The following is a 23,985-nucleotide window of genomic DNA, read 5'->3' as shown; positions in this document are numbered from 1 at the left end:
TTTATCGGCCGAAGATAAAGAAATAACTATGGCGTAGTAGTGAAAGGAAAGTTAAAGCCTAAAATCAAGGCAATTAGTGCTCTGTAGATTGCCAATTTCTATTTCTTATAATTAGAATAATTGCACTACATTTAATCCTCAATTATAAAGTTGTTTATGCAGTACACTTTGATTCATCGCTTACTAAGAATGTTTTTGTATCTATTTGTTTGCATCTATGTTGTTTGGGTCGGAGTAGTTGTAGAACCAGATACGATGAGTTACGTTGGTCTTTCTTTAATAACACCGCCAGGATATGGAACTTTCTTATTTGTTTTTAGAAAATTGTTTGGAGAAGCTCATTATTACTATGTTATAGTATTTATTCAATTAATTTTAAGTTTTGTTTCTTGTTTGTATCTGGTTAAAACGATTAAAAAGGTTTTTGATTTAGATTATCGATTGATATTGTTGATCGAAGTGATGTTATTGGCTCCCGTGGTTATTCCGGAATATTTGACCGTAAATCGTATTGTTACGCAAGGATTAGCTTTTCCTTGTTTTTTGATGATTTCTTCATTTTTGATACAATATCTTTTCTTGAAAAGTAAAAGAGTAATAATGATGTTATTGCTAAGTATTTTTGTTGGATTGTTAATACGAACTCAGTTTTTCTTTATACTTCCAGTACTATTTTTAATATTGGTATATAGAGGGTATGTGAGTAAAAAAATTAAGCAATATTTGATTCCAATAGTATTTGTGTTGCTGATGCCGCTACTGGTTTCTGTGACTCAGAAAACCTTTAATTATATAGTTCATGATAAATATATAAATATTTCTAGTACAGGACTTCAGGTAATGATTATGCCATTTTTTGTAGCTGATCAAAGTGATTATAAAATTTATGAAAATCTTAAAATTCAGGAGTATTACAAGCATATGTATTCCTTAGCTTTTGAGCGTAAACTTTTGGATGATTTTTATAAGCCCGTAAATGATAATGTATTTCATCATTTTGATTATAATTTTGTGAATATATCTTATGGCGTATTTTCAATTGAAGGTAGAAAGTTTTTAATGCCATCTAATCCAAATTCTCATGAAGCTTTGATCGAAAATGATAAGATGTTAATGAGTATGTGGCTACCGTTGTTGTTTGATAATTTTTGGAAATGTGTTGATCTCTTTTATAAAAATGTAGTGAATGCTTTTGGAGGATTTTACATGATATGGTTATCACTTTTATTATTGATAAGCTCACTTTATATTTGGATAAAACGAAAAGAAAAAATTGCTTTACTGGCTTTTGTATTCTTGTTACTGACATTTAGTAATGTGTTGTTAATTTGTATTGTGCAGCATAGTATTGGTCGATATTTAATATATCACCAATGGATGTTACCAGTATTGTTTGTGTTGTTATTAGATTTGATTGTCAAACCAAAAAAACATATTTAAATCGAAGATGAGTCTTTTTGAGATTGATGTACAACTTGCAGCGTAGTATCATATAAATCTAATTGTAATACTTTTGCCTTTAACCAAGCATAAAAACTCATCGCAAAAATATCCTCTCGATCCGGACTGTTCTGAATTAAAGAATGTTCTATTTTTAATATAAATTCGTCGGTTTTTATGGTATGGCTATTAAAATAGAAGCTGGTAGCTAAGGATAAAAATTCTAAAACTCTGTGTTCATTATTATTAATTAAATAAGAACGGTGCTTTTTTCTAAAACTTTTTATTCTAGAAGTCACTAAATCCAAATGATCTAACTCTATGTGTAATAGTATTTCCGTTAGATTTTTCTTTATAACCCAGATAATCCCTGCTTTTTCTGTGTACCAAACATCGCTATGATGCAATTCATTTAGAAGTCTTAGTGCTTCTTTGGAACGTGATTGTTGAAAATAAAAAACAATTAGCGTTAATTTTAAATCTAAGATATAAGTGGTTTGATCTTTAAAAAGCTTATAGTTAAAATTTTCTAAGGGCACTATGGCTTCCGTGGCTTTTCCAGTATAATTATCATTTAGTACCTGTAATAGTGTAAGTTGAGGAAGAAATCTTTTGTAATATTTTTTCTTCTGTTTAAGCATCTGTACCTCCATTTTCTTTAGGTATTTGTAGGAGGTGGTAAAGTTTTTATTTCTGAAATAAGAATTAGCAACATAATAGAGAATCTGAATGTGGTAGAATAGATGCTTATCTGTAAGTTGTTCTTTTGATTCAATCTGTTGATATGTTTTTTCTACAAAAGAAAGGAGTGAATAGAAATTTCGAGTAACATTTGCTGCTCGATTGGTAATATCAAGAATCTTAAATAGTGATCGAAAAGTTAAATCATTAGTAATAGATATATCGAATTGATTTAAAGAGTTTTTAATAATCAACGATATATTATTACTGTTCTGTGAAAGCTCATTTTGAATGTTAGCATAAAAAAGATTTAGATTCTCCTCTTGTTGTAATAAAGTTTGATTTCTTTTAAAATCTTGTATTAAGGATGCTAAAGTTGTATTTGGATCTACATGTGCATATTGGATTTTTGTGTAATGTATCTCGTGTAATACACTAAAAAGATCAAATGTTTTGGCTTTTAGTTCTGCCTTTTTTATTGTCTTTAAGGCTATTTTGTATTGTTTTTGTTCAAAGAAAATTCTACTTGCCAGAAGCAGCTTAAAAATCTCCATTTCTTCAGAAGTTTCGGTTTCAAAACTTTTGGTTGCGATAAAATCAATAAGGCTATCGTGTAATCTTTTGCAAAGTGCGTGATAAGCACCTTTAGCACTCTTGCCATATATTTTTATATCTAGATCTTTATGGTTATATGATGTGTCTAGAATTTTAAATAACTGGATGTTTTTGGTGTCATTTCTTTTGTTTTTATGTTTTAGATAATTAATGAAACTCTTTTTTTCTTCAGTAGATAAAGTAGCTATTATGGAAGAAAGTGGATTCATTATATCGTAAGTATTTTAAAGATAAAACTCTTTTTTATAGATCTAATTTAAATAAAAATCACAATTATATCGTAAGTTTTTTGTAAAAATTGAGTTTTTAAGCTCATCAAGTCATCGCAAATTTGTCCTGTTCAAAACAAATAATTGAAATAAAATTTAATCATCAAAATTAATTATTATGGATTACAAGTTTAGCAACGAAGTAACAGAAGAAATTGTAAATGATCATGTTGATAAAAATGAAGTCAAAACGTATGATCAAAAACCGACACCAGCTTTTATAGGAGCATCTTGGGTAGCATTGTTTGCGGGTATGGTATCATTCTGTACTGGTTTATGGAATGCTGATATGTTATTAAATGAGAAAGGATATTACTTTACTATTTTACTATTCGGATTATTTTCTGCTGTATCCGTTCAGAAAAATGTGCGTGATAAATTAGAAGGGTTACAGGTAACAGAGATCTATTATGGAATTAGTTGGTTTGCAGCGTTAGCATCTATTGTTTTATTAATTATAGGATTGTGGAATGCAGATCTAGATCTGAGTGAAAAGGGCTTCTACGGAATGTCATTTACGCTAAGTTTATTTGCAGCGATTGCGGTACAGAAAAATACAAGAGATAAAAAATTCATTGAGGCAAAAGAAGTGTAATTGGAGAGTAAATCAAAAGGAGGGACTACAATATTGTAGTTCCTTGTTTTGATGATTAGAAAAGGCAGCTACGGCTGTAGCTGCCTTTTTTTAGTATAGTTTGATAATGAATTAATAAGTTAGAAATGTATAAAAATATAGTAAAAGGAATTGTGTGTTTAATGTCAATAGCAGTTTTTTCACAGGATAAAGGGACCGCTATATACTTAAAAGGGAATGAAAATTTTAAAAAGGGGAAGTATAAGAAAGCGATAAAAAATTATACTCAGTTAATTGAAAAAATTGATGTAGATCTTGTTAAGAAAACGGGATATATTAATAGGGGATTATCAAGAGATAAGTTAAAGGAATATGATCTTGCTATTCTCGATTTTACAGAGGCTATAAAACTTGATAGTATCGATATGGCTTCTTTTGTTGATAGAGGGTTGTCTAAAATGCATGCAGGATATCTAGATCAAGCCAAAGAAGATTACAAGTATGTTATTGATAAAAATAGTAATAGTAAAATGATGGAAGCATCAATTTATTGGACAGCGAGAATTAACTATTCCCAGGGAAAATATCAAGAAGTGATTAAGAACTGTGATGAATACTTTAAAGTTAATTCTACGGACCCTGAGCTTTATTTTATTAGAGGAACTGCCAATGATATACTTGGAAATTTTGAGCAATCAATTATAGATTATACAAACGCGATAGAATTTTACCCAAATTATTTTCAGGCATATGCGAATAGGGGTACTGCTAAGATTAATTTGTTAACCGGGAACGGCAATATTCAGCCTTCAAAAGAAGAAACAAAAAGTGCTTGTGAGGATTTAAAGAAAGCCAGAGACTTAGGTGATACTTCTATTGAAGACCTGATTTATATTTATTGTAAAAAGAAATAGAATAAAGAATAAGTTATTTTCATCGATTCATAATGCAGAACTCCAAACAGAATTTAAAGAATAAACCAACTTTGTTTTTTATGATAGGGATTATTGTTTTTGCCCTAGGAATACCTTCTGGAATTTATGGACTAACTCTTAATGGCGGTGCTAGTTTAGGAGGAGTATTAATTTTAAGTGGAGTTATTCTTTTTATTCCTTTTTTTATAATCGATCGAATTTTGGTAAAGCGGATAAAGCCTCTCAAGCTTTCAATTTTAGAATTAATCTTTAGTTTAATTATTCTACTCTGTTATAATATTCAACAGATTAGTATCTAAGTAATAAGGTCATTTTGAGGGAGGTAATTTTTTTATAAAATTAATTATTCCTTTTAAATAATTACAACTTTTTAATCATCAAAATATGAGTTCAAAATTTAATAAAGAATTAAAAGAATTGGTCAGTGATCAAGTGATTTCGTCAGAAATTGCAGATAAGATATCTCAATATTATGGTCAGAAAGAAGGAACTAAACCTAACAAACTGTTTACCATATTTGGGATTTTTGGGGCATTACTAATTGGGGCGGGTATTATTTTAATGTTAGCTCATAATTGGGATGATTTTTCTAGGCTAACAAAAACTATACTGGCATTTGTTCCTTTAGTTATTGGTCAGTCTATTGTTGGTTTTTCTATTTTAAAAAATAAAAGTCGCACTTGGAAAGAGGCTTCAGGAACTTTCCTGTTTTTTGCAGTAGGAGCTAGTATTTCTTTAGTAAGCCAGATTTATAATATATCAGGTGATCTAGGTTCGTTTCTAAAAACTTGGACTATACTATGTCTTCCATTAATTTACTTGCTTAGATCCCATGCGGTAACACTTCTAGTAATTTTATCAGGTACATATTATGTAGCTGAGGTTGGTATATGGAATTATAGAAACTACAGTGTTCCTTGGTGGTATTTTATTTTTATGTTGGGAATCATACCACACTATTGGCGACAGATCAAGAATAATATATCAAGTAATACAACGACAATTTTTAATTGGATTATTCCTTTAAGTGTTACTATAGGTTTAGGGGCTTTTATTAGAGGTAATGAGGAGTTGGGTTTTGTGATGTATGTGACTCTTTTTGGGGTTTTCTATAATATTGGTAGATTATCAATATTCAAAGAATTAAGGACACTTAGAAATGGATTCTTAATAATAGGTTCTTTGGGGACTATCATTTTACTAATGATATTTACATTTAAATGGACCTGGAAAGAGATGTATGATACAACTATGTATCAAGCACAAGAATTCTATGTTTCATTATTTTTAGTAGGTATAGCAATTTCCACCTTGGGATATATTGTCGTCAAAAAAGGTGTTAGATCTATAAATCTATTTCAAATTTCATTTCTAATATTCTGGGGATTATTCTTCTTGCTTTCTGGTGCAGAAGTAATTCCTATGATTTTAACTAATATATTGGTTTTTGCTTTAGGGATTACAGCAATTAAGATTGGAACGGATAAGTTTAATTTCGGAATCCTTAACTATGGACTATTGATTGTTTCCATACTTATTATTTGTAGGTTTTTTGATACAGATATGAGTTTTATTATAAAAGGTTTACTATTTGTGATTGTAGGGGCAGGTTTTTTCCTTACCAATTATATGATGCTAAAAAAACAACAGAAAAATTCTAATTTATAAAAATTAAACCTATGAAAATCATTTATTTATTTATCCTATTTATTGTGATTGCATTGGCGCAGATTTTTGTTCCAATTCATATGATTGTAAATAATGAGGATGTATTAATTTCAGGAACAGAGTATAAATTTAAAACAAGACCTGTTGATCCTACAGATCCTTTTAGAGGAAAGTATATCACATTGCAATATGAGATGAATCACTTTGACACAAAAGATACTACCTATGTAGTAGGAGAAGAGATCTACGTGTATCTTAAGAATGATAATGAAGGATTTGCTGAGGCCTCGGAGATAAGTAAAGTACCTGTAGAAACTGAAAAAGATTATGTGACCGCTAGAGTAACATATTATTATAATGGTCAAGTGAATTTTCAACTTCCATTCAATACTTATTATATGGAAGAAACAAAAGCATATGATGCGGAGGTGGCCTATGTAGAGGCAAATAGAGATAGCTTATCTAATAATATATATGCTTTAGTGTATATCAAAGATGATCATGTGGTTCTTAAAGATGTTTTGATAGATGATATACCTATAAAAGAATATGTAGAAAAATAAAATATAGGAATTAGATTAAACCTTTCTTCATAATCTGGGTCATATTAATGAAAAACATTAAAAGAAGATTATTATGAAGACATTATTGAAAACATTAGTAATTGGCATTATGTTATTTACATTAACTGCCTCTTGTGCAACTACGGTAAAAGTTAGTCCAGCGAATAATGTAGTGGTGACTAAGGTTCATAAGCCTAGAGTTGTAGTACATAAAAATGTAAGGTATTATAGAAATAATGGTGTCTGGTATGTAAAAAAGAATAGAAGATATGTTAAAGTTACAGCTCCAGTTGGTGTGCGTGTAAGTACTTTACCTACTGGATATAGAATTGTTAAGGTAAGAGGTGTGCGGTACTATAAGCATAAAGGAGTATTCTACAAAAAATCGGGAAGAACTTTTGTAGTAGTAAATGTGTAATAAGTTTTAGATTGAGTTGGTTAGTTTAGTTAAGAAAATTCCTTGAGGTTTAATAAAAAAATCTCAAGGTTTTTTATTACCAAGCTTCTTCAATCTTTATACGCTTTCCGTTTTGGTAAGAAGCAATAAACGCACCTCTAAAACCTAGGCCAACTAATTCTCTGCGGAATTTTTTAGCTTCAGCTAAAGAAGCAAAATTACCCAGCGCATATTTATTAAAACTTCCTGCTTTGATTTGTTTAAAGTTCACAAACTTATCCGAGTATAATGATAAATCTTTTTCTTCAAAAGCCCCGATCTGAACTGCATAAACAAGCTCTCCTTGTAAAGATGCTTTTTCCTGCTGTTCACCAGTATTACTATTTGCTGCATTGATCTCTTGATCCATGGATAAATTCTTAATAGTTTCTTCGAGTTCGGCAATCTTATTTTTAAGTATGTCGGATTTCGCTTTAGATTCACTTTTAGCAATTAGGTTATCAGGAGTATTGAATTTCATGAAATAGATGGTTCCTGCAACTCCTAAAAGAGCAATAATTCCTAAAATTATTGTAGCAATTTTAAATTTTCTACTATTTTCTTGTTCTTCTCTAAGAGCTTTGGTATGAGTATAGTTAGTAGCTCTCTTTTCTTCTTTAGCATTGTCGATTTGAACTTGAAAATCTAGTAGTTCATCATCACTGATATAAGGCATGAGTTGTGGTTTTAATGTGTTCAAATATAGTTGATTATTGTTTTACCCAAAAATTAAATTACTGATAAACCGTAATCACTGCTTTAACAGTGTGTATTTTGATAGGTTTTTGATAAAGGATTATTGCGTTAAAATATCCTAGTTAATATGTAGGATTTTTTGCCAATAAAAATAATAAATATCGAAAAATTGTACTCATAACGATTTTTGATAGCAGGATGTCGAATACTTTAGAAGTGTAGAAATATTGTATACAATCATGCGTTATTCTTTTTTTGGTAGTCTGTTTCAATAATCCGCCCACCCTATGTTGAAGTAAACTACGATGCTATTACTATACACTAAACTTAACCATCGTGAACACAAATATATCCTTATGGGTACCGCATTTATTTTTTTCCCATTTATGGTGTAAAAAACAATTGCATCCGAAGATTATTCGGAAAGTACATAGGATAAAACGTGAAAACATACCCAATACCCAAATCTCTTTAAATATACCTATGGACTTCTTTAGTTCGATAATTTGTTGTGGATTACAGTATTTATATGTTGATGGTACTTTTATAAAAACCAACTCAATAAATGCCAACAATTATGACACGGACACTATTTTCTAGTTGCCTAGCCCTACTTTTATTTACTTTTAGTTATGGTCAGACTGTTACTTTTCAAACTGATGATGGCTTAACCGCAAAAACGGTATGTAAAGGGACTGAAATCCAACTAAATTTAGATATAGATCCCCCCAGACCTTCTGGAGGAACGAGCACTTATAATGTTCAATGGGAAAAAACAGTTAATCCAACATTTATAAGAAACTGTCCATTTCCTAGTGGTGACGGTTCTTGTTCGTTTTATCGAGAAACACCATTAGAAACAACAACGTATACGGTTACTGTTAATGGAGGTTCTTCGGGTTCAGTGAGAAGTACTGTAACGGTTACAGTAGAAGAGGTGCCAAATCCAGGTTTAAATACAACGATGTTTCTATGTGGTAGAACTGGTATTATTAATTTGTTTGATGAATTAGATGGAGGGCCAGAATCTGGAGGTGTTTGGAGTAATGGAACAGGAACATATGATACCGCAGATCCTAATGGAGGAGCTTTTACATATACTATTGATAATGGAGCAGCTTGCCCTCCTGTTAGTGCTGTCATAACTGTAAAACCGTGCGGAAATAATGACTCTGATAATGATGGAGTTCCCGATACAACAGATAATGATGATGATAACGATGGTATTCCGGATACTATAGAAGATGGTTTTTGTACTGCAACTACGACGACACCAATTTTTGTATTAGAAGAAGATTTTGGTTTCGGGGGTCCAACACGAAGCAGATATGCAGAAGGATTAGGTTTGACTTACAATCCTGTGTTGCCACAGGATATTAATGGAAACGACGGAGAATATAACGTTGCTACTTCTACTCACTATCGTACCAATGTAGGATTTGATGCTACATTTCTTGCTACAGATCTTGTAGGAGATGTTGATGCTGATGGGAATACAGATGGTAGGTATTTGGCTATAAATATGAAATCGAGCGCATTCGCAGACTTGCCTGTTTTTGTGGCCGAAAATTTACCAGTTACTCCTGGACTTGAATATAATTTTAGCATGTCTATTGCTAGTTTAAATAATAATGCAGGAGAGTTACCTGCAAACTTAACCATAGAGGTTTTAGATCAAGTTGCAGGTACGCCTCTTTTTAGTGAGGATTCTGGTGAAATAGCGAACGGTTCCGATGCTTGGATCTTAGTAGAAGATACCTTCATTGCTCCCGCTGGAGTTAATATTGTTACGATACGAGTGATTAATAGACAAGGAACTGATGGGAATGGTAACGATATTGGTATAGACAATATTTTCTTATCCACGAATGCTTGTGATTTTGATCGTGATGGAATCCCAAATTCCCAGGATTTGGATGCAGATAATGATGGGATTTATGATATAGTCGAGTCAGGAAATGCAGCAGCAGATGCCAATGGAGATGGGCGCTTTGATGGCGCAATTAATACAGATGGTACATCTACTACTGTAGTTCATAATGTTATTAATTCTGATACCGATTCTAATCAAGACTTTTTAGATATCGATTCTGATGGAGATGGGATTATTGATAATATAGAAGGACAGTCAACAGCTGGTTATATTGCTTCAAGTGGAGTGGATGGCGATTTTAATGGAGTGGATGATAGTTATGATACCAATGGAACTGCAATTTCTCCAGTAAATTCTAATACCAATGCACTTCCTGATTATATTGATGTAAACTCGGATCCTATATCAGGAGATTGTTTAGAGGATACTATAGAAGCTTATGATATAGATCAGGATGGAATCCCTAACACTATAGCGGATGGTTCTGACATAGATGGAGATGGTTTGGATAATGCCTTTGATACTGTGGTGTTAGATAGGTTAACTGTGGAAACAAATGCTAGTAATGGAGGTACCGTTCCTACTGATTTCCCTAATAATCATAATCCCTTAACAGAAGAAAGAGATTGGAGAGAAGAAATAGGGGACGTTGATGTCGATCCTCTTACTATCACTATATGTGATCCCGTAAACTTATTTGATGAGTTACCAGTAGGTACGTTAACCACAGGAACTTGGAGTGTTCCTGCAATGGGTACAGCGCTTACAGGAGGACATTTAGGAACATTAGATCCTACTGTTACCGGTATTTTAGATGGAGTATATATATATACGTTACCTGTATTATCTGCTGGTTGTCCACCAATTAGATACTTAATAGATGTTACAATTGACGATGTTTGTCAATGTCCAGATATAGATGAACCTATTGTACCAGCTGGACCAATAACAACGTGTATAGATGCAACACCATTACCTTCTGTAACAGTTACACTTGCTCCTGGTTTAGAAGGCCGTTGGTATTTGGCAGATGGAGTAACACCTATTGCTCGAGCACAAAATACAGATACATTTACACCAGAAGTTGGCGAATTAGTATTAGGAGATAATATATTTAGAGTAGAAGCCTATGACCCTGTTGAAATGTGTACGAGTGATTTGGTAGATGTTATATTTACGGTTACAGCTCCACCAGAAGCAGGAGAACCAAATGATACACCTCCGATACCAGTTGCTTTGTGTGAAGGAGATACTACTGTTGTTAATCTGTTCGATGAATTAACTGGAGAAGATGTGGGAGGCGTATGGACTGATGCTATGATGACGGTAATTCCCGGTGGTACAATTACCGCGGATACTAATATTGAAGGTGATTATACATATACAGTAACGAGTAATGGGTGTACCGATACTGCAGTAATATCTGTAACTATCAGTACAGTGCCTACACTAGTATTTGGATCTACAACATGTGCTACTAACCGAACGACCTACGATCTGTCATTTACTACCAATGGTACTTGGGATATTTCAATAGACCCAGTTAATGAAGGTACTATTGATGTTACTAATTCAATGATTACTGGAATTACAGATGGAGTTGATGTAATAATAACAGCAACAAATCCTAGTAATACTGATTGTGTAGCAACTTTAATGGTTACTGCTCCGGATTGTAGTTGTCCAGATATTGTGGAACCTACAAACCCGAGTAATGAAAGTATTTGTATTGGTTCTACGGCGCCAGTGTTATCGGTAGATGTATTACCGGGTCAAACGGCAAACTGGTATGATCAAGACGGAAATTCTTTACTAATGAATAGTACCACTTATACTTCAACGGATACTGCAGCTGGTGATTATATATATAGGGTAGAAGCTTTTGATACAACAGAAAATTGTGCTAGTGACCGTATTGATGTTTTCTATCAAATTTTAGATATTCCGGTTATTGATCCTATAGATCCGATTATGGCTTGCGAATCTTATGAGTTACCATCGTTAGCAGTCGGAAATTATTTTACGCAAATGAACGGAGCAGGTACTCAGCTTAATGCTGGAGATATAATTAGCACAAACCAGGTAATTTATGTGTATGCAGAAACCGGAACAACACCAAATTGCTCTGATGAAGAAGTTCTTGATATTACCATAAATCCTTTACCTAATCCTGTTGCTCCAACAAATCCGGGAGATCGTTTTTGTGAAAGTTATACATTACCTGCGTTACAAAGTGGTCAAAGTTATTATACAGGATCTAATGGAAGTGGAACGCAATTAAATGCTGGAGATGTTATACAAGAAAGTCAAACGGTTTTTTTAAGAGAAGTTGACGGTAATAATTGCGAAAATGAAGTTCAGTTTTTTGTAGAAATTATAAATGTCGAAGAATTAGAAATAGAGTCAGGGATTATATGTGTAGGACCTTCTACAACAACTTCTTTTGTAATTAATACAGAATTAAGCGATATAGATTTTTCTTTTGAATGGAGTTTTGAAGGAACTGTAATTCTAGGAGCGAATCAATCTTTTTACGAAGCTACACAGCCAGGAGCATACACAGTAACCTATACAGATGTTATATCAATGTGTACAGAAACTTCAGAGGTAATAATTATAGGTGTTAGTGATCCAGAGAGTTTAGATCTTCAATTGTCAGCAGGAGCGTTTTCGGATAGCACTGATATTATAGTAACTGTTGTTGGGGATAGTACTTATGAGTATGTATTAGATGATGGAATTCTGCAAGAAAGTAACATATTTACAAATGTTTCGCTGGGATTACATGAGGTTACTGCAGTAGATATCAATGGATGTGGTTCAATTATAGCATCTATATTTGTTGTTGGTTTTCCAAACTTCTTTACTCCTAATAACGATGGAATTAATGATCAATGGGGTGTCATTGGAAATGCAGACACACCAGAAATGGACATCTTTATTTTTGATAGATACGGAAAACTGCTTCAACAATTAAATAGAGATAATCAATGGGATGGAACCTATGGGGGCAAACCTCTTCCTGCCTCGGATTATTGGTTTGTCGCAGAATTTAGAGATGGATCAGCCACCTTCAGAAGACACTTTACACTAAAAAGATAATGAGAGTATTATTTCTCAATTTCAAAACAAGCAAGATGAAATTTAAAAAAATATACCTAATGACAATGATAACATTGTTGTTTATAGGATTTGGAAATGCCCAAGAAGGATTATCTATATATTCCGATTATCTAACAGATAATTATTATTTACTACATCCATCTATGGCTGGTGCAGCTAATTGTTCTCAGGTTCGATTGACAGGTAGAAGAAATTGGGTAGGTCAAGAAGATAGTCCAGGATTATATACTGCAGCTTACAATGGTAGAATTGGTAATTCTCAATCAGGAATTGGTGCAATTGTGTATAATGATAAAAATGGTTTCACTTCTCAAACAGGAGGATATGTTACGTACGCACATCATTTGATGTTTTCTAGAAGCGAAGTAGATTTAAATCAATTATCTTTTGGGTTAAGTGCTGGAATACTTCAATATAGATTAGATCAAACTAGATTTGACCCCAATGATCCTTTGGTAGGACCAGGATCTATAAGCCAAAGTGAATTTAACATGGATGTAGGTTTTTCTTATAACCTATATAATTTTTATACACACGTTACTGTAAAGAATCTTTTAAAAAACTCCGGAGTTAACAATGATTTACAAATAGTTAATAACCTACGGAATTATCTAGTATCCGCAGGATATGTTTTTGATCGTCCAGGAAAAACTTTTTCATATGAACCATCAATTCTATATTCTTATAGAGATGGTGTTGGTCAATCTACTATTGACTTCAATTTAAAAGTTTACAGTGATATGAATTTTGGGAAACTATGGGGTGGGTTATCTTACAGAAGGAGTTTTGATTCCATAGATTTTTTAGAAGGAGAGGAGATAAAGAGTCAGGCTTTAAATTATGTTACTCCGTTTGTTGGAGTTAATTTTGGAAAATATATGTTTGCTTATACCTACTCCTATCAATCAAATCCAGTGACATTTAATAATGGTGGTTTTCATCAAATAACATTGGGGATAGATTTTTCTTGTAGAGCAAAAAAGTATGCGTGTTATTGTCCTTGGGTAGAGTAATTTTCTTTAGGATTGTACTATCTGAAATTTTAAAAAAAAGTAAAGAGAACAGATAGAACATTATATTATAGTTAACTTCTTTTATTAAGAGGAAGATAGTTTGATATTTTTTTAAAGAAGGGATAACATCAGGTTTATTGTGGTAAAATATTTTTGAAAGAAAATAAATACACACAATGAATAGAAGAAATTTTTTTGAAAAATCTTTGTTAGTTGCTGGAGGTTTTATGATTGCTCCCATGTACATCAGCTGTAATAACGATGATGATATGGACATCAGTATTCCAGATCTTAGTACGGATAACTTTTTTGAAGGAGTAGCAAGTTTTGACCCAACAGATTCTAAGATTATCATATGGACACGATTCACTCCGAATACTGGTAGTTCTAATATTACAATTAATTGGCAAATTGCTTTAGACCAAAATTTTGATGATGTATTAAGAAGCGGTGAGTTTGTAACTGGAGCGGATAGGGATTATACCTTAGCAATTGATGTTCAAGAATTGCCTTCTAATAGTAAATTTTATTATCGATTCTTTGAGTTAGAGACGCAGACTACTTCTGTGATTGGCGAAACAATTACACTTCCTGCAGTGGGTGATACGGTAACAGATGTAAAATTGGCTGTTTGTTCTTGTGCAAACTTCGCAGCTGGGTTATTTAATGTGTATGGTGCAATGGCTAATTCGGAGGCAGATGTGATTGTTCATTTAGGAGATTACATATATGAGTATGGAGAAGGAGAGTATGGAACCAATGAGAATACTGTAGCTTTAGATAGAGTTCATAAACCAGCAAATGAAATTATATCACTTACAGATTACCGAGCTAGGTATAAGCAATATAGAAGTGATACTCAACTACAATTAGCACATCAAAAAAAGCCATTTATTTGTGTGTGGGATGATCATGAAGTTACCAATGATGCGTACAAGGATGGAGCAGAGAACCATCAAGATTCTGAAGGTTCTTATGAAGCCAGAAAACAAAGGGCAATACAGGTATATAGCGAATTCTTACCATTAAGATCTACTGATCCATCTAAGATTTATAGATCATTTGATTTTGGAAGTGTGTTAAGTTTACATATGCTAGATACGAGAATTATAGGAAGAGATAAACAACTTTCTTACGATGATTTTTTTAGTCCAACTTCAGGATTGGATGCTGTTGCTTTTCAAACAGCACTTCAGGACCCTAGTAGAACTTTACTGGGATCAGAACAGTTAAGTTGGTTGTCTGGAGCAGTTTCTGCAAGTAATGCAAATTGGCAAGTTTTAGGTCAGCAGGTATTAATGGGTAAGATGTTTATGCCAGCAGAGCTTTTAATTTTAATAGGAACTCTTGTGGCAGAAATAGGCGCTCTAGGAAGTGCAACTCCAGAGACGGCTTTGGCTTTTCAAACCGCGTTAACGGATTTAACAGCTATAAAATCTAGGCTTTTAGCAGGTGATCCGACGCTAACACCAGAAGAGATTACTAGGGTGCAAACAGTTGTTCCTTATAACCTAGATGCATGGGATGGATATTTTATAGAAAGAGAGCAACTTTTTGCTATGTTAGGAGGAAAGAAAACAGTTTGTCTTGCCGGTGATACACATAATGCTTGGTATAGTGAATTAAAAGATGCAACGGGGAAAGAAATAGGAGTGGAGTTTGCTACATCATCGGTTTCTTCTCCAGGATTCGAAGGCTTTTTAGGAGTTGATGCCAATCAAGCTGCAGGTTTTCAGCAAGCCTTAGAGATATTAATAGATGATTTACAATATATGGATGCTACCCAAAGAGGATTCTTACAGGTAACCTTTACACCGAGTAGTAGTCAGGCGCAATGGAATTTTATAAATACCATAGCTGCTGAAAATTATACAGTAACTGTTGGGGAAACAGTTTCGTATAGCTAAGAATGTTTTTGTTTATAAGTATTTAGTCAAAACGCAACCTAAATAAGGTTGCGTTTTCTTTATGAGAATATCAGAAAAAAAAATTATTCTACACTACAATTCGTTAACTCTTTACAGAAACGAAGTAAATCTTCTTGATTGTTTTTATACTCTTTATTTGCTACTTTTTCTTGAACGATGGTACATCCTTCTGCTAATTTGGTAAGATTCTTTTTAAACCCAAAAACATAACCAGTTGACATAGTAGATTTACCTTTTTCACTTCCTGTAGGAAGAATTACTAGTTCTTTATTGTTAAATAGATATAAGTTTATTTTTTCAGATTCAAATAAAACTTTGCATAGTTTATCTGTTGCTCCACCAAGTATCATTTGACCAGCATCCACTTCACCATTCTTAATTGAAGATTCTTTAAATTTTATATTTCTAAAATGATCTCCGTCTACAAATACAAGTTCTTTGCATTTTTTAGCTTTTCTAACTCTAGTGCCAAAAGGTTTGCTATTTTGATCATATTCTACTGTTTTAAGACTGTAGGCAATTTTATTGATATCTGAGGTTTTGATGTCTACAAGGGTAGTGTCATTTTCTTTTGTTATTAAATACGCTTGATTAACTTCTATATCTGTACTTATATCATTCTGATCTTCTTCTTGATCGCTTAGGTCTTCAGTTACAACTTCAAAATGTCTGGACTTTGTTTCATTTGCTTTAAAATCTTCTATAAGTTGATCTGCAATTCTGTTAAAATATTTACCATCACTTTTGTCATAATCATTATCGATTATTTTCTGCGCATATTCTTTAACTTTTTCAGGTTCATCTAAATAATAATAGATTTTAGCGATGTTGTAATAACTCGCATATCGCACTTTACGTATTTTCCTTTTCTTGCCTTGGTAATTCGGGATTACGCTATTAAAATAGTCGATTACAGGTTGTACTTCGGTTTTGAGAGAATCAATAGATGCATTGTATTTCATTTTCTCAAAAGCAGATTGTAGTGTTTGATATGCTTCTTGATGCTTCGCAAATTCAGGATGTTTTTTAGACCTTAGAATCCAGAAAAATTCTCTTTCATGAGATTCAATGTCATAACCATATGTACTAGTAAGGTGACCTCTGGCAGAGCTTAAGAATTGTGATTTGTGGCTGCTTTTGTATTTATCTCTTAGATTATATCGGTTGTTGTTGTAGTAATCTTGTGCTTTTTTATAGGTGCTAAATTCTCCACTGGTATGAGTTTCACTTTCAGAATAGCTTTTTTCATAAGCGTTAGCATTTGTTGCGTTATTAACCGATAATGTAGCAGATGATGCGTAGTTTACATTGGCAGTGTATGTGTAGCTTACAGATAATACTTTACCGTCTTTGTCCTTTTTTTCGTGTTTTTCTTTTTTAATATCAACGGTTCCAATTTTGGTGCCGTGAAATTTGTAGTTGATATCTAAAGTTCCTCCTGTTTTTACTTTAGAAAATCCAGGGATGGTTATAGAACCTGTATTTATAGAATATGTTCTTTTACTATCATCAAGGATAGGCTTAGAAGGTAGATTTACATAAGAAGTCTTGAAATTTTCTCGATCTATATTGGCACTTTGAGCAAAGGATATAGTACATAAGAGTGATGCAATACAAGAAAGTAGTGTTTGTTTCATGAAATATGGGGTTTTAAAATAAAGGTGCGAAAATAGTTAAAAAAATGTTAACAGATGTGTTTGGTTATAATTTTTAGAGTTTTTGTAAAAAGAAAAAGCGTGTTTATTTTTAAAATAAACACGCTTTCATATATAATTAAATGATCTATTCTGCCAATTCTACGATTAGGCTATCATCTGTTTTAGTAACTTTAGTAAGACCTAGCTTAGAAAGTCCTTTCATACCCTTATCCCAAGCTTTATTACTTAAACCAGAAGCTGTTTTTAGATCAGCTAAAGGCATGCTTTGTTCTTTCTTGATAATTTCAAAAATAGCTTTTTCATTATCATTAAGAGATTCTATAATATTTGCCTGTGCGGTTCGCACCTCTGGTCGCATCTGTGGGAAGAATAGCACCTCTTGTATAGATTGGTTATTAGTTAGATACATAATCAATCGATCCATACCGATTCCCATTCCGGATGTAGGAGGCATACCATATTCTAGGGCTCTGATAAAGTCGTTATCGATAAACATTGCTTCGTCATCACCTTTTTCACTTAGCTTTAATTGTGCTTCAAAACGTTCTCGCTGATCAATAGGATCATTAAGCTCAGAGTATGCATTGGCTATCTCTTTACCACAAACCATTAGTTCAAAACGTTCTGTAAGATCTGGATTATCTCTATGTTCTTTACATAAAGGACTCATCTCTTTTGGGTAATCAGTAATAAATGTTGGTTGGATGTAATTTCCTTCACACTTCTCACCAAAAATTTCATCTATTAATTTTCCTTTACCCATGGTCTCATCTACTTCGATTCCCATACCTTTAGCAGCTTCACGAATTTCTTCTTCAGATTTACCAGTGATATCAAATCCAGTAAAATGTTTTATAGAATCGGTCATCGTTACACGAGCATAAGGAGTCTTAAAGTTGATTTTATGTTCTCCAAATGTAGCATCTGTAGTTCCGTTTACTGCGATAGCACAATGCTCTACTAGATTTTCTGTAAACTCCATCATCCAGTTGTAGTCTTTATAAGCTACATAAATTTCCATGGCGGTAAATTCTGGATTATGGGTACGATCCATTCCTTCGTTTCTAAAATTCTTAGAAAACTCATAGACACCTTCAAAACCACCGACAATTAATCGTTTTAGATATAACTCATTAGCAATACGCATATATAAAGGAATATCTAATGAATTGTGATGTGTTATAAAAGGACGTGCAGAGGCACCACCAGGTATCGGTTGTAGGATAGGTGTTTCTACTTCAAAATATCCTTTGGTATTAAAAAACTCTCGCATCGCGTTAAAAAGTTTTGTTCTTTTTACAAATACATCTTTAACGTGAGGGTTTACTACTAAATCTACATAACGCTGACGGTATCTCAATTCTGGATCTGTAAAGGCGTCATAAACTTTTCCGTCGGCATCCGTTCTGGGTTGCGGTAATGGTTTTAATGTCTTACTTAATAGCGTAAAATCTTTAACCATCACTGTTTTTTCTCCTACCTGCGTAGTAAAAAGTTCTCCTTCGATCCCAATAAAATCACCTATATCTAATAGCTTTTTATAGATCTCGTTATATTTGGTTTTATCATCACCACTACAGATTTCATCTCTATTAAAATACACCTGTATGCGGCCATTAGAATCTTGTACTTCTGCAAAAGAGGCTTTTCCTTGGATACGTCTAGACATTAGTCTACCAGCAATAACTACCTTTTTTCCTTCTTCATACTGCTGTTTGACATCCTCAGAAGTGTGGTCCACCGGAAATAAAGCTGCCGGATATGGATTAATCCCTAGGTCACGTAGGGTCTGTAGTTTCTCTCTTCTTACAAGTTCTTGTTCTGATAATTGCATAATGCTGCCGTTTTAAGCGTGCAAAGATACGAAGTATGAGATAATCTTTCAATTGATTTTTAAGGATAGTATTGCTTTAACTTTTCTATTTAAAATATAGGAATTCCAAATACCGAAATAGAGGATTTATGGAGCTCAGTAAAATGTATTTCTTTTGATTATATTCTTAATGCTTTTAAAATATAACGATTAAAGAATTTATTTTGATTGTAAGAAATTGATTTATGGAAGTAAAAGCTATCTAAGAATAAATAATTAGATAAGTCTTACTGTTTTTAACCCCGCTCCCGCTAGTTTGTAACTAGTGGCGGTAAAGATTGGCGGGTAAAATTAAATAATAAAAAGAGAAAACAAAAAGCTACTATCATATTCTAGTAGCTTTTTGTATTTTGGTGAAATGAGTAGAAACTATAAATTTCACAATAAGTCGGGGTTATATTTTGTAAGTTTTGCTACCGTTTATTGGATAGATGTTTTTACTAGAGAAAAATACCTATCTATTCTTGCACAAAGTATTGATTATTGTAGAAAAGAAAAAAGTATGGAGGTATATGCATATTGTTTTATGCCCAGTCATATTCATTTAGTTTTTCGTTCTGGTAATGATGATCCTTCTGTGTTGATACGCGACTTTAAAAAATATACGGCTAAAAAAGTAATACAAGCAATAGAAAATAACCCACAAGAAAGTAGGAAAGAATGGTTGCTATGGATGTTCGAAAAAACAGGTAGGAATAATGTTACAGTTACCAATAGGCAATTCTGGCAGCAGCATAACAAACCTATAGAGCTATGGACGGATAAGGTGATACAGCAAAAAATAGATTATATCCAGACTAATCCTGTGGAGTCTGGTTTTGTAAGCGATCCTGTGAATTGGAAATATAGCAGTGCCAGAAATTATCAGGATGATCATACTATCCTAGAAATTGATAGTGATGGTTTTCTGTTAGGATTAACTAAATAGGAAGGCCACTAGTCACAGACTAGCGGGAGCGAGGGATTAAAAAATGAAAAAAATAATATTTATAATAGTTTTATGTTTAAGCATTTTTTCAAATGCTCAAGAAATTAAAGTATTAGATTCTACATCACTAGTTTTTAAGGCAAAATTATTTACAGTTGATTTGACAGGAATTGATAATAAAGAAAGTATACTTAATCATTTAGAAAATAAAAGGGAACATTATTTCTTAAAGACAAAGTACTCAAGTTTTGTTTTTATTAAGATTGTGTCAAAAAAGCCTGATGTTGGTTGGTATAGGAATAAAAAAGGCTGTTCATTTTATTTGGCATTTAATTTATTGAATACTAGATTTTATCGTTTAGGAGGTTTTGATATTATAGATATAGATAATTTTATAAAAGATTTAAAAGAACAAGAAATAATCCTTTTTAAGGATTTAGAAGGAGGTAATGAGATAGAAGAAATGGATATTTATTGTTTATGTGAGTATTACGAGATGAAACCTAAAAAACGATTAAAGAAAGGTTTTAGTTGTTTTCAAAAATGCTCCAAAGAAATTATAGATAAGATAGGAAACCCACATTAAAACATTTTGCGCCGCTCCCGCTAGGATCATACTATCCTAGAAATTGATAGTGATGGTTTTCTGTTGGGATTAACTAAATAGGAACGCCACTAGGCAAAGACTAGCGGGAGCGAGGGTCAGGATCTTTTAAGTAATGAAGAAATGAAAACATGTTTTTCTAATTATTTTAAAGAATTTGTAGATAGTCATTTTGATTACAATGTGATCGAATATGCTAATCTTGAGTCAGGATTACATCGTATTCTGAGCAAGTTTAAGGTTTCTAAAAAGGGCAGGGTTATTGATGTTTTTGTATTACACGACAATCCATTTGTTGTAAATGAAATAACTAGAATTTTGTATGCTATCCCTACTTTAGAACCTGGAGAATTAGATGGAGAAGCGGTAGATGTGTTATACTCTTTTCCAATAAAAATATTTATTTCAGATTAGAAAATGAGACTAATAATATTGTAGTTTGGAAAAGAAAGTTTAGATAAGCATTAACTATTTGGGTTTTCTATAGATTTCCTGTAATTTATGAGTAAGTAAATAAAGAAAAATTAATGAATTGCCCATAAATGTTTTTAGTAAAGTCTACAGCTATATGTTACTCCCTGTCTTGTCCTGAAATAGGAACGCCACTAGTCACAGACTAGCGGGAGCGAGGCGTAAAACTATAAATTATGATTAAAAGATATATCTATATAACAACAATTTTCTTGTTCACTTTTCTATCGTGTAAAAGTCAAAACGTTGTTATTTTAGAATCTCTAAATAGAGAACTGACAAAGATTATTAATAAGGATAATGATATAAATAAGTTTAATAAAGATGATATTGAAGTGAAACAAAAAGCTCTTTCGGATATTATAGAACTTAGAAAAGAGTTCTTTTCGAAAGTTAATTTAAAAAAAACAGGATTTAAATTAATTGAAACGAGTCGCCTTAATAAATCTTACACTGGAATTATTTTTTTAGATAATAGTGATGTTTTTGTTTTTTCTAAAAAGGAAGAAGAATCTACATTTGAACAAACAAATCTAAATGATTATACAACGAATAACCCTAATGATATCAACTTGTATGTTTTTAAAAAGTTAAATGCAAAGAAATTGGACGAATTAATTACTATAAGCAAAAAAGCAAAAAATCATCATGGAGAAACTTTAATAGTAACAACATCTGAAAAGGGTAAAGTTACTTCCAATATTATGAATACTTTTTTCATACAAGATGATCAAGGTAAATTAATATATTGGTAGAAATCAAGATCCGCAAAGTCTCTCTGAATAGTGGAGATAAAGATGAGCGAGGGATTACTAAAAAAAATAAATAGTAAAAAATCAGTTACATTGATTTGTAGCTGGTTTTTTGTTTTGTGAAGGAGTATTTTATTAAAGAAATATCGGACTTTGGCTGCGCTCAGCCCTCTAATTACGTTTATTCCGAACCCTGAGCAGAGCCTAAGGGTGAAATGTAAACATCCATACGAAATTCAATAATAATTTTATGGTACTAGTTTTAGGAGTTAAACTTCTCTTAGCTATTGTGCCAGTCATAGAATAACTAAGATTCCGAAAGGCTATTTTCTGTAGTTGTTAACAACAATATTAAGATTGTAAACTATTTTCTTCTTTTTTAACATTTTATTTAATTAAGGATCAGTACATTGCATTATGTAACACAAAAAGTGTACAACGAATGCTATGGGGATAGCAGCATTGTAATTTTTATAAAAATCAAATATTTGTTTATCGTAATACAGTAGAGAAGGACGTCTACTGGTATACAATAGTTTTATAAAAGTTAACAATATAGTTGTATTTAACCAACAAAAAAGTAATCAATGACATTGCAAAAAAACCTTTTGGGGCTGGTTTTTTTCTTTCTTTTGAATTCAACATTTTCTCAACAAAAGCAATTAGCAATAGCTAATGAAACTCAATACGGGTATGCTTCTGTAGAAACAGCCAACTTAAAAAATAATAATGCTACTCCTATGGTAGCTGTATCATCAATTCGTTCAGAAATCTCATTAGAGACTAAGGGACATAATTTTATGTCAGAGGATTTGTCTACAGAATCGAGTACTTCGGCAAATTTTATCATAGAATCATTGCCGATTAATTCTAAAAACTCGGATTATGCACCTAGTTTTTATAAAGGTGAATTGGTATTTGCTTCTTCTCGTAATGCCAAGTCTATGTCAGTTATTCTGCAGGAAAAAACAAATGAACCTTTTCTGGATTTATACAGAACCAGTAAAAACATTCCAGACAAAGGAATAGAGAAACTAAAAGGAGCTATTAATACCAAGTTTCATGAATCTTCAGCTGTTTTTAGCCCAGATGGAAAAACGGTGTATTTTACTAGAAACAATTACTCTAAAAGAAAATTTAAAAGAAATACCAAAGGCTGCGTATTATTAAAAATATACAAAGCAACGTACGAAAACGGTAAATGGAAACATGTAAAAGAACTTCCATTTAACAGCGACGAATACTCTACTGCGCATCCAGCATTATCTCCAGATGGTAAATACCTTTACTTTGCCAGTGATATGCCAGGAAGTTATGGTAAATCAGATATTTATGTAGTAGCCGTTAATGAAGATGGAAGTTACGGTACTCCAGAAAACTTAGGAGGTCTTATTAATTCTGCAGGTAGAGAAACGTTTCCGCACGTGAGTGACACAGGTAAATTGTTTTTTGCTAGTGATGGACACGTAGGTTTTGGTGGACTTGATATTTTTATGGTGTTGCCTAATCAACAACGTTCTGGTTGGCAAGTGTATAATATGGGAGCACCAATTAATAGTGCAGCAGATGATTTTACCTTTATTATTGATGAAGAAAACAAAATGGGATATTTTGCTAGTAATCGTGGAGGTGGTAGAGGAGGAGATGATATCTATGGTTTTAGACAGATGATCTCATTAGAAAAGTATAGAGATTATATGCCTAAGGTTAAACATAAGATTAAAAGACATATGGATATCAAACCTATTTCTGAGGAGATTACATCTTTCTAATAGAAAATAATCAAAACCAACTGTTCTTTAAGAATTGTTAAACAGGGGATTTTTCTGTTAAAAAATAACAATTAACATAGATTGAAATTGTAAACATAATATATTGTTGTTAT

General features: G+C 32.4%; 19 protein-coding genes. 15 read left to right on the top strand and 4 right to left on the bottom strand.

Going from position 1 to position 23,985, the window contains the following annotated elements:
• The first annotated feature begins 156 nt into the window (after positions 1-156).
• Complete coding sequence (locus D1815_RS12760; protein WP_118387393.1) at positions 157-1,440, top strand: hypothetical protein; 1,284 nt, start codon at positions 157-159, stop codon at positions 1,438-1,440.
• On the opposite strand, the gene D1815_RS12755 is transcribed toward D1815_RS12760, so the two are convergent.
• Complete coding sequence (locus D1815_RS12755; RefSeq protein WP_118387391.1) at positions 1,437-2,945, bottom strand: hypothetical protein; 1,509 nt, start codon at positions 2,943-2,945, stop codon at positions 1,437-1,439. The two genes, D1815_RS12760 and D1815_RS12755, sit on opposite strands and share 4 nt — an antisense overlap.
• Positions 2,946-3,123: 178 nt before the next feature.
• Between D1815_RS12755 and yiaA the strand changes: the two genes are divergently transcribed.
• The 6 genes from yiaA to D1815_RS12725 all read left to right on the top strand — a co-directional run bounded on the left by yiaA (position 3,124) and on the right by D1815_RS12725 (position 7,163).
• Positions 3,124-3,600, top strand: coding sequence for an inner membrane protein YiaA (yiaA, locus tag D1815_RS12750; protein WP_027395359.1), 477 nt, complete (start codon positions 3,124-3,126; stop codon positions 3,598-3,600).
• A 125-nt stretch (positions 3,601-3,725) separates the two neighbouring features.
• Positions 3,726-4,493, top strand: coding sequence for a tetratricopeptide repeat protein (locus tag D1815_RS12745; protein WP_118387389.1), 768 nt, complete (start codon positions 3,726-3,728; stop codon positions 4,491-4,493).
• Positions 4,494-4,525: 32 nt separating this feature from the next.
• Entirely contained in the window at positions 4,526-4,813 is a 288-nt protein-coding gene (locus tag D1815_RS12740; protein ID WP_118387387.1) for a hypothetical protein, read from the top strand.
• A gap of 85 nt (positions 4,814-4,898) precedes the next feature.
• Positions 4,899-6,182 carry a DUF2157 domain-containing protein gene (locus tag D1815_RS12735; RefSeq protein WP_118387385.1) on the top strand — a complete coding sequence of 428 codons (1,284 nt, stop codon included), beginning with the start codon at positions 4,899-4,901 and terminating at the stop codon, positions 6,180-6,182.
• Positions 6,183-6,193: 11 nt separating this feature from the next.
• Entirely contained in the window at positions 6,194-6,745 is a 552-nt protein-coding gene (locus D1815_RS12730) for a GDYXXLXY domain-containing protein (RefSeq protein ID WP_118387383.1), read from the top strand.
• Between the two features lie 73 nt (positions 6,746-6,818).
• Positions 6,819-7,163, top strand: coding sequence for a DUF6515 family protein (locus D1815_RS12725; RefSeq protein WP_118387381.1), 345 nt, complete (start codon positions 6,819-6,821; stop codon positions 7,161-7,163).
• 76 nt (positions 7,164-7,239) lie between these two features.
• Here the strand turns inward: D1815_RS12725 and D1815_RS12720 are convergent, their stop codons facing one another.
• Entirely contained in the window at positions 7,240-7,857 is a 618-nt protein-coding gene (locus D1815_RS12720) for an SPOR domain-containing protein (protein ID WP_051336320.1), read from the bottom strand.
• A gap of 597 nt (positions 7,858-8,454) precedes the next feature.
• Between D1815_RS12720 and D1815_RS12715 the strand changes: the two genes are divergently transcribed.
• The 3 genes from D1815_RS12715 (at position 8,455) to D1815_RS12705 (ending at position 15,793) form a co-directional block, all read left to right on the top strand.
• Positions 8,455-12,852 carry a T9SS type B sorting domain-containing protein gene (locus D1815_RS12715; protein ID WP_158594410.1) on the top strand — a complete coding sequence of 1,466 codons (4,398 nt, stop codon included), beginning with the start codon at positions 8,455-8,457 and terminating at the stop codon, positions 12,850-12,852.
• 35 nt (positions 12,853-12,887) lie between these two features.
• A complete protein-coding gene (locus D1815_RS12710) occupies positions 12,888-13,886 on the top strand; it encodes a type IX secretion system membrane protein PorP/SprF (RefSeq protein WP_027395366.1) in 999 nt (332 codons plus the stop codon).
• Between the two features lie 176 nt (positions 13,887-14,062).
• Complete coding sequence (locus D1815_RS12705) at positions 14,063-15,793, top strand: alkaline phosphatase (RefSeq protein WP_118387376.1); 1,731 nt, start codon at positions 14,063-14,065, stop codon at positions 15,791-15,793.
• 83 nt (positions 15,794-15,876) lie between these two features.
• On the opposite strand, the gene D1815_RS12700 is transcribed toward D1815_RS12705, so the two are convergent.
• Complete coding sequence (locus D1815_RS12700; protein WP_118387374.1) at positions 15,877-17,451, bottom strand: hypothetical protein; 1,575 nt, start codon at positions 17,449-17,451, stop codon at positions 15,877-15,879.
• 145 nt (positions 17,452-17,596) lie between these two features.
• Entirely contained in the window at positions 17,597-19,306 is a 1,710-nt protein-coding gene (gene lysS / locus D1815_RS12695) for a lysine--tRNA ligase (RefSeq protein WP_118387372.1), read from the bottom strand.
• 397 nt (positions 19,307-19,703) lie between these two features.
• Between lysS and D1815_RS12690 the strand changes: the two genes are divergently transcribed.
• From D1815_RS12690 to D1815_RS12670, 5 genes are all read left to right on the top strand, one after another.
• Positions 19,704-20,273 (top strand): transposase, encoded by a 570-nt coding sequence (locus D1815_RS12690; RefSeq protein ID WP_118389969.1) that lies wholly within the window; start codon positions 19,704-19,706, stop codon positions 20,271-20,273.
• Positions 20,274-20,316: 43 nt separating this feature from the next.
• On the top strand, positions 20,317-20,859 hold the full coding sequence (locus D1815_RS12685; protein WP_118387370.1) for a hypothetical protein: 543 nt from the start codon (positions 20,317-20,319) through the stop codon (positions 20,857-20,859).
• Between the two features lie 141 nt (positions 20,860-21,000).
• Positions 21,001-21,291: a hypothetical protein gene (locus D1815_RS12680; protein WP_118387368.1), complete on the top strand. Its 291-nt coding sequence runs from the start codon at positions 21,001-21,003 to the stop codon at positions 21,289-21,291.
• A 233-nt stretch (positions 21,292-21,524) separates the two neighbouring features.
• The gene (locus tag D1815_RS12675; RefSeq protein ID WP_118387366.1) at positions 21,525-22,103 is read left to right on the top strand and encodes a hypothetical protein; all 579 of its coding nucleotides are present in this window, start codon (positions 21,525-21,527) and stop codon (positions 22,101-22,103) included.
• A gap of 584 nt (positions 22,104-22,687) precedes the next feature.
• A complete protein-coding gene (locus tag D1815_RS12670) occupies positions 22,688-23,872 on the top strand; it encodes a PD40 domain-containing protein (RefSeq protein WP_118387364.1) in 1,185 nt (394 codons plus the stop codon).
• Positions 23,873-23,985: the final 113 nt, after the last annotated feature.

This window comes from Aquimarina sp. AD1 (assembly GCF_003443695.1).
Classification (GTDB): Bacteria; Bacteroidota; Bacteroidia; order Flavobacteriales; family Flavobacteriaceae; genus Aquimarina; species Aquimarina latercula.
The sequence above is the reverse complement of the archived record's forward strand: the minus strand, read 5'-3'. Positions and strand labels throughout refer to the sequence as shown.

Excerpts from the sequence above, each read along its gene's own strand:
- D1815_RS12710 (WP_027395366.1), top strand. The coding sequence starts at position 12,888 with ATGAAATTTAAAAAAATATACCTAATGACAATGATAACATTGTTGTTT.
- lysS (WP_118387372.1), bottom strand. The coding sequence starts at position 19,306 with ATGCAATTATCAGAACAAGAACTTGTAAGAAGAGAGAAACTACAGACC.
- D1815_RS12700 (WP_118387374.1), bottom strand. The coding sequence starts at position 17,451 with ATGAAACAAACACTACTTTCTTGTATTGCATCACTCTTATGTACTATA.
- D1815_RS12675 (WP_118387366.1), top strand. The coding sequence starts at position 21,525 with ATGATTAAAAGATATATCTATATAACAACAATTTTCTTGTTCACTTTT.
- D1815_RS12725 (WP_118387381.1), top strand. The coding sequence starts at position 6,819 with ATGAAGACATTATTGAAAACATTAGTAATTGGCATTATGTTATTTACA.
- D1815_RS12715 (WP_158594410.1), top strand. The coding sequence starts at position 8,455 with ATGACACGGACACTATTTTCTAGTTGCCTAGCCCTACTTTTATTTACT.
- D1815_RS12680 (WP_118387368.1), top strand. The coding sequence starts at position 21,001 with ATGAAAACATGTTTTTCTAATTATTTTAAAGAATTTGTAGATAGTCAT.
- D1815_RS12685 (WP_118387370.1), top strand. The coding sequence starts at position 20,317 with ATGAAAAAAATAATATTTATAATAGTTTTATGTTTAAGCATTTTTTCA.
- D1815_RS12670 (WP_118387364.1), top strand. The coding sequence starts at position 22,688 with ATGACATTGCAAAAAAACCTTTTGGGGCTGGTTTTTTTCTTTCTTTTG.
- D1815_RS12705 (WP_118387376.1), top strand. The coding sequence starts at position 14,063 with ATGAATAGAAGAAATTTTTTTGAAAAATCTTTGTTAGTTGCTGGAGGT.
- D1815_RS12690 (WP_118389969.1), top strand. The coding sequence starts at position 19,704 with ATGAGTAGAAACTATAAATTTCACAATAAGTCGGGGTTATATTTTGTA.
- D1815_RS12755 (WP_118387391.1), bottom strand. The coding sequence starts at position 2,945 with ATGAATCCACTTTCTTCCATAATAGCTACTTTATCTACTGAAGAAAAA.
- D1815_RS12720 (WP_051336320.1), bottom strand. The coding sequence starts at position 7,857 with ATGCCTTATATCAGTGATGATGAACTACTAGATTTTCAAGTTCAAATC.
- D1815_RS12745 (WP_118387389.1), top strand. The coding sequence starts at position 3,726 with ATGTATAAAAATATAGTAAAAGGAATTGTGTGTTTAATGTCAATAGCA.
- yiaA (WP_027395359.1), top strand. The coding sequence starts at position 3,124 with ATGGATTACAAGTTTAGCAACGAAGTAACAGAAGAAATTGTAAATGAT.
- D1815_RS12760 (WP_118387393.1), top strand. The coding sequence starts at position 157 with ATGCAGTACACTTTGATTCATCGCTTACTAAGAATGTTTTTGTATCTA.
- D1815_RS12735 (WP_118387385.1), top strand. The coding sequence starts at position 4,899 with ATGAGTTCAAAATTTAATAAAGAATTAAAAGAATTGGTCAGTGATCAA.
- D1815_RS12730 (WP_118387383.1), top strand. The coding sequence starts at position 6,194 with ATGAAAATCATTTATTTATTTATCCTATTTATTGTGATTGCATTGGCG.
- D1815_RS12740 (WP_118387387.1), top strand. The coding sequence starts at position 4,526 with ATGCAGAACTCCAAACAGAATTTAAAGAATAAACCAACTTTGTTTTTT.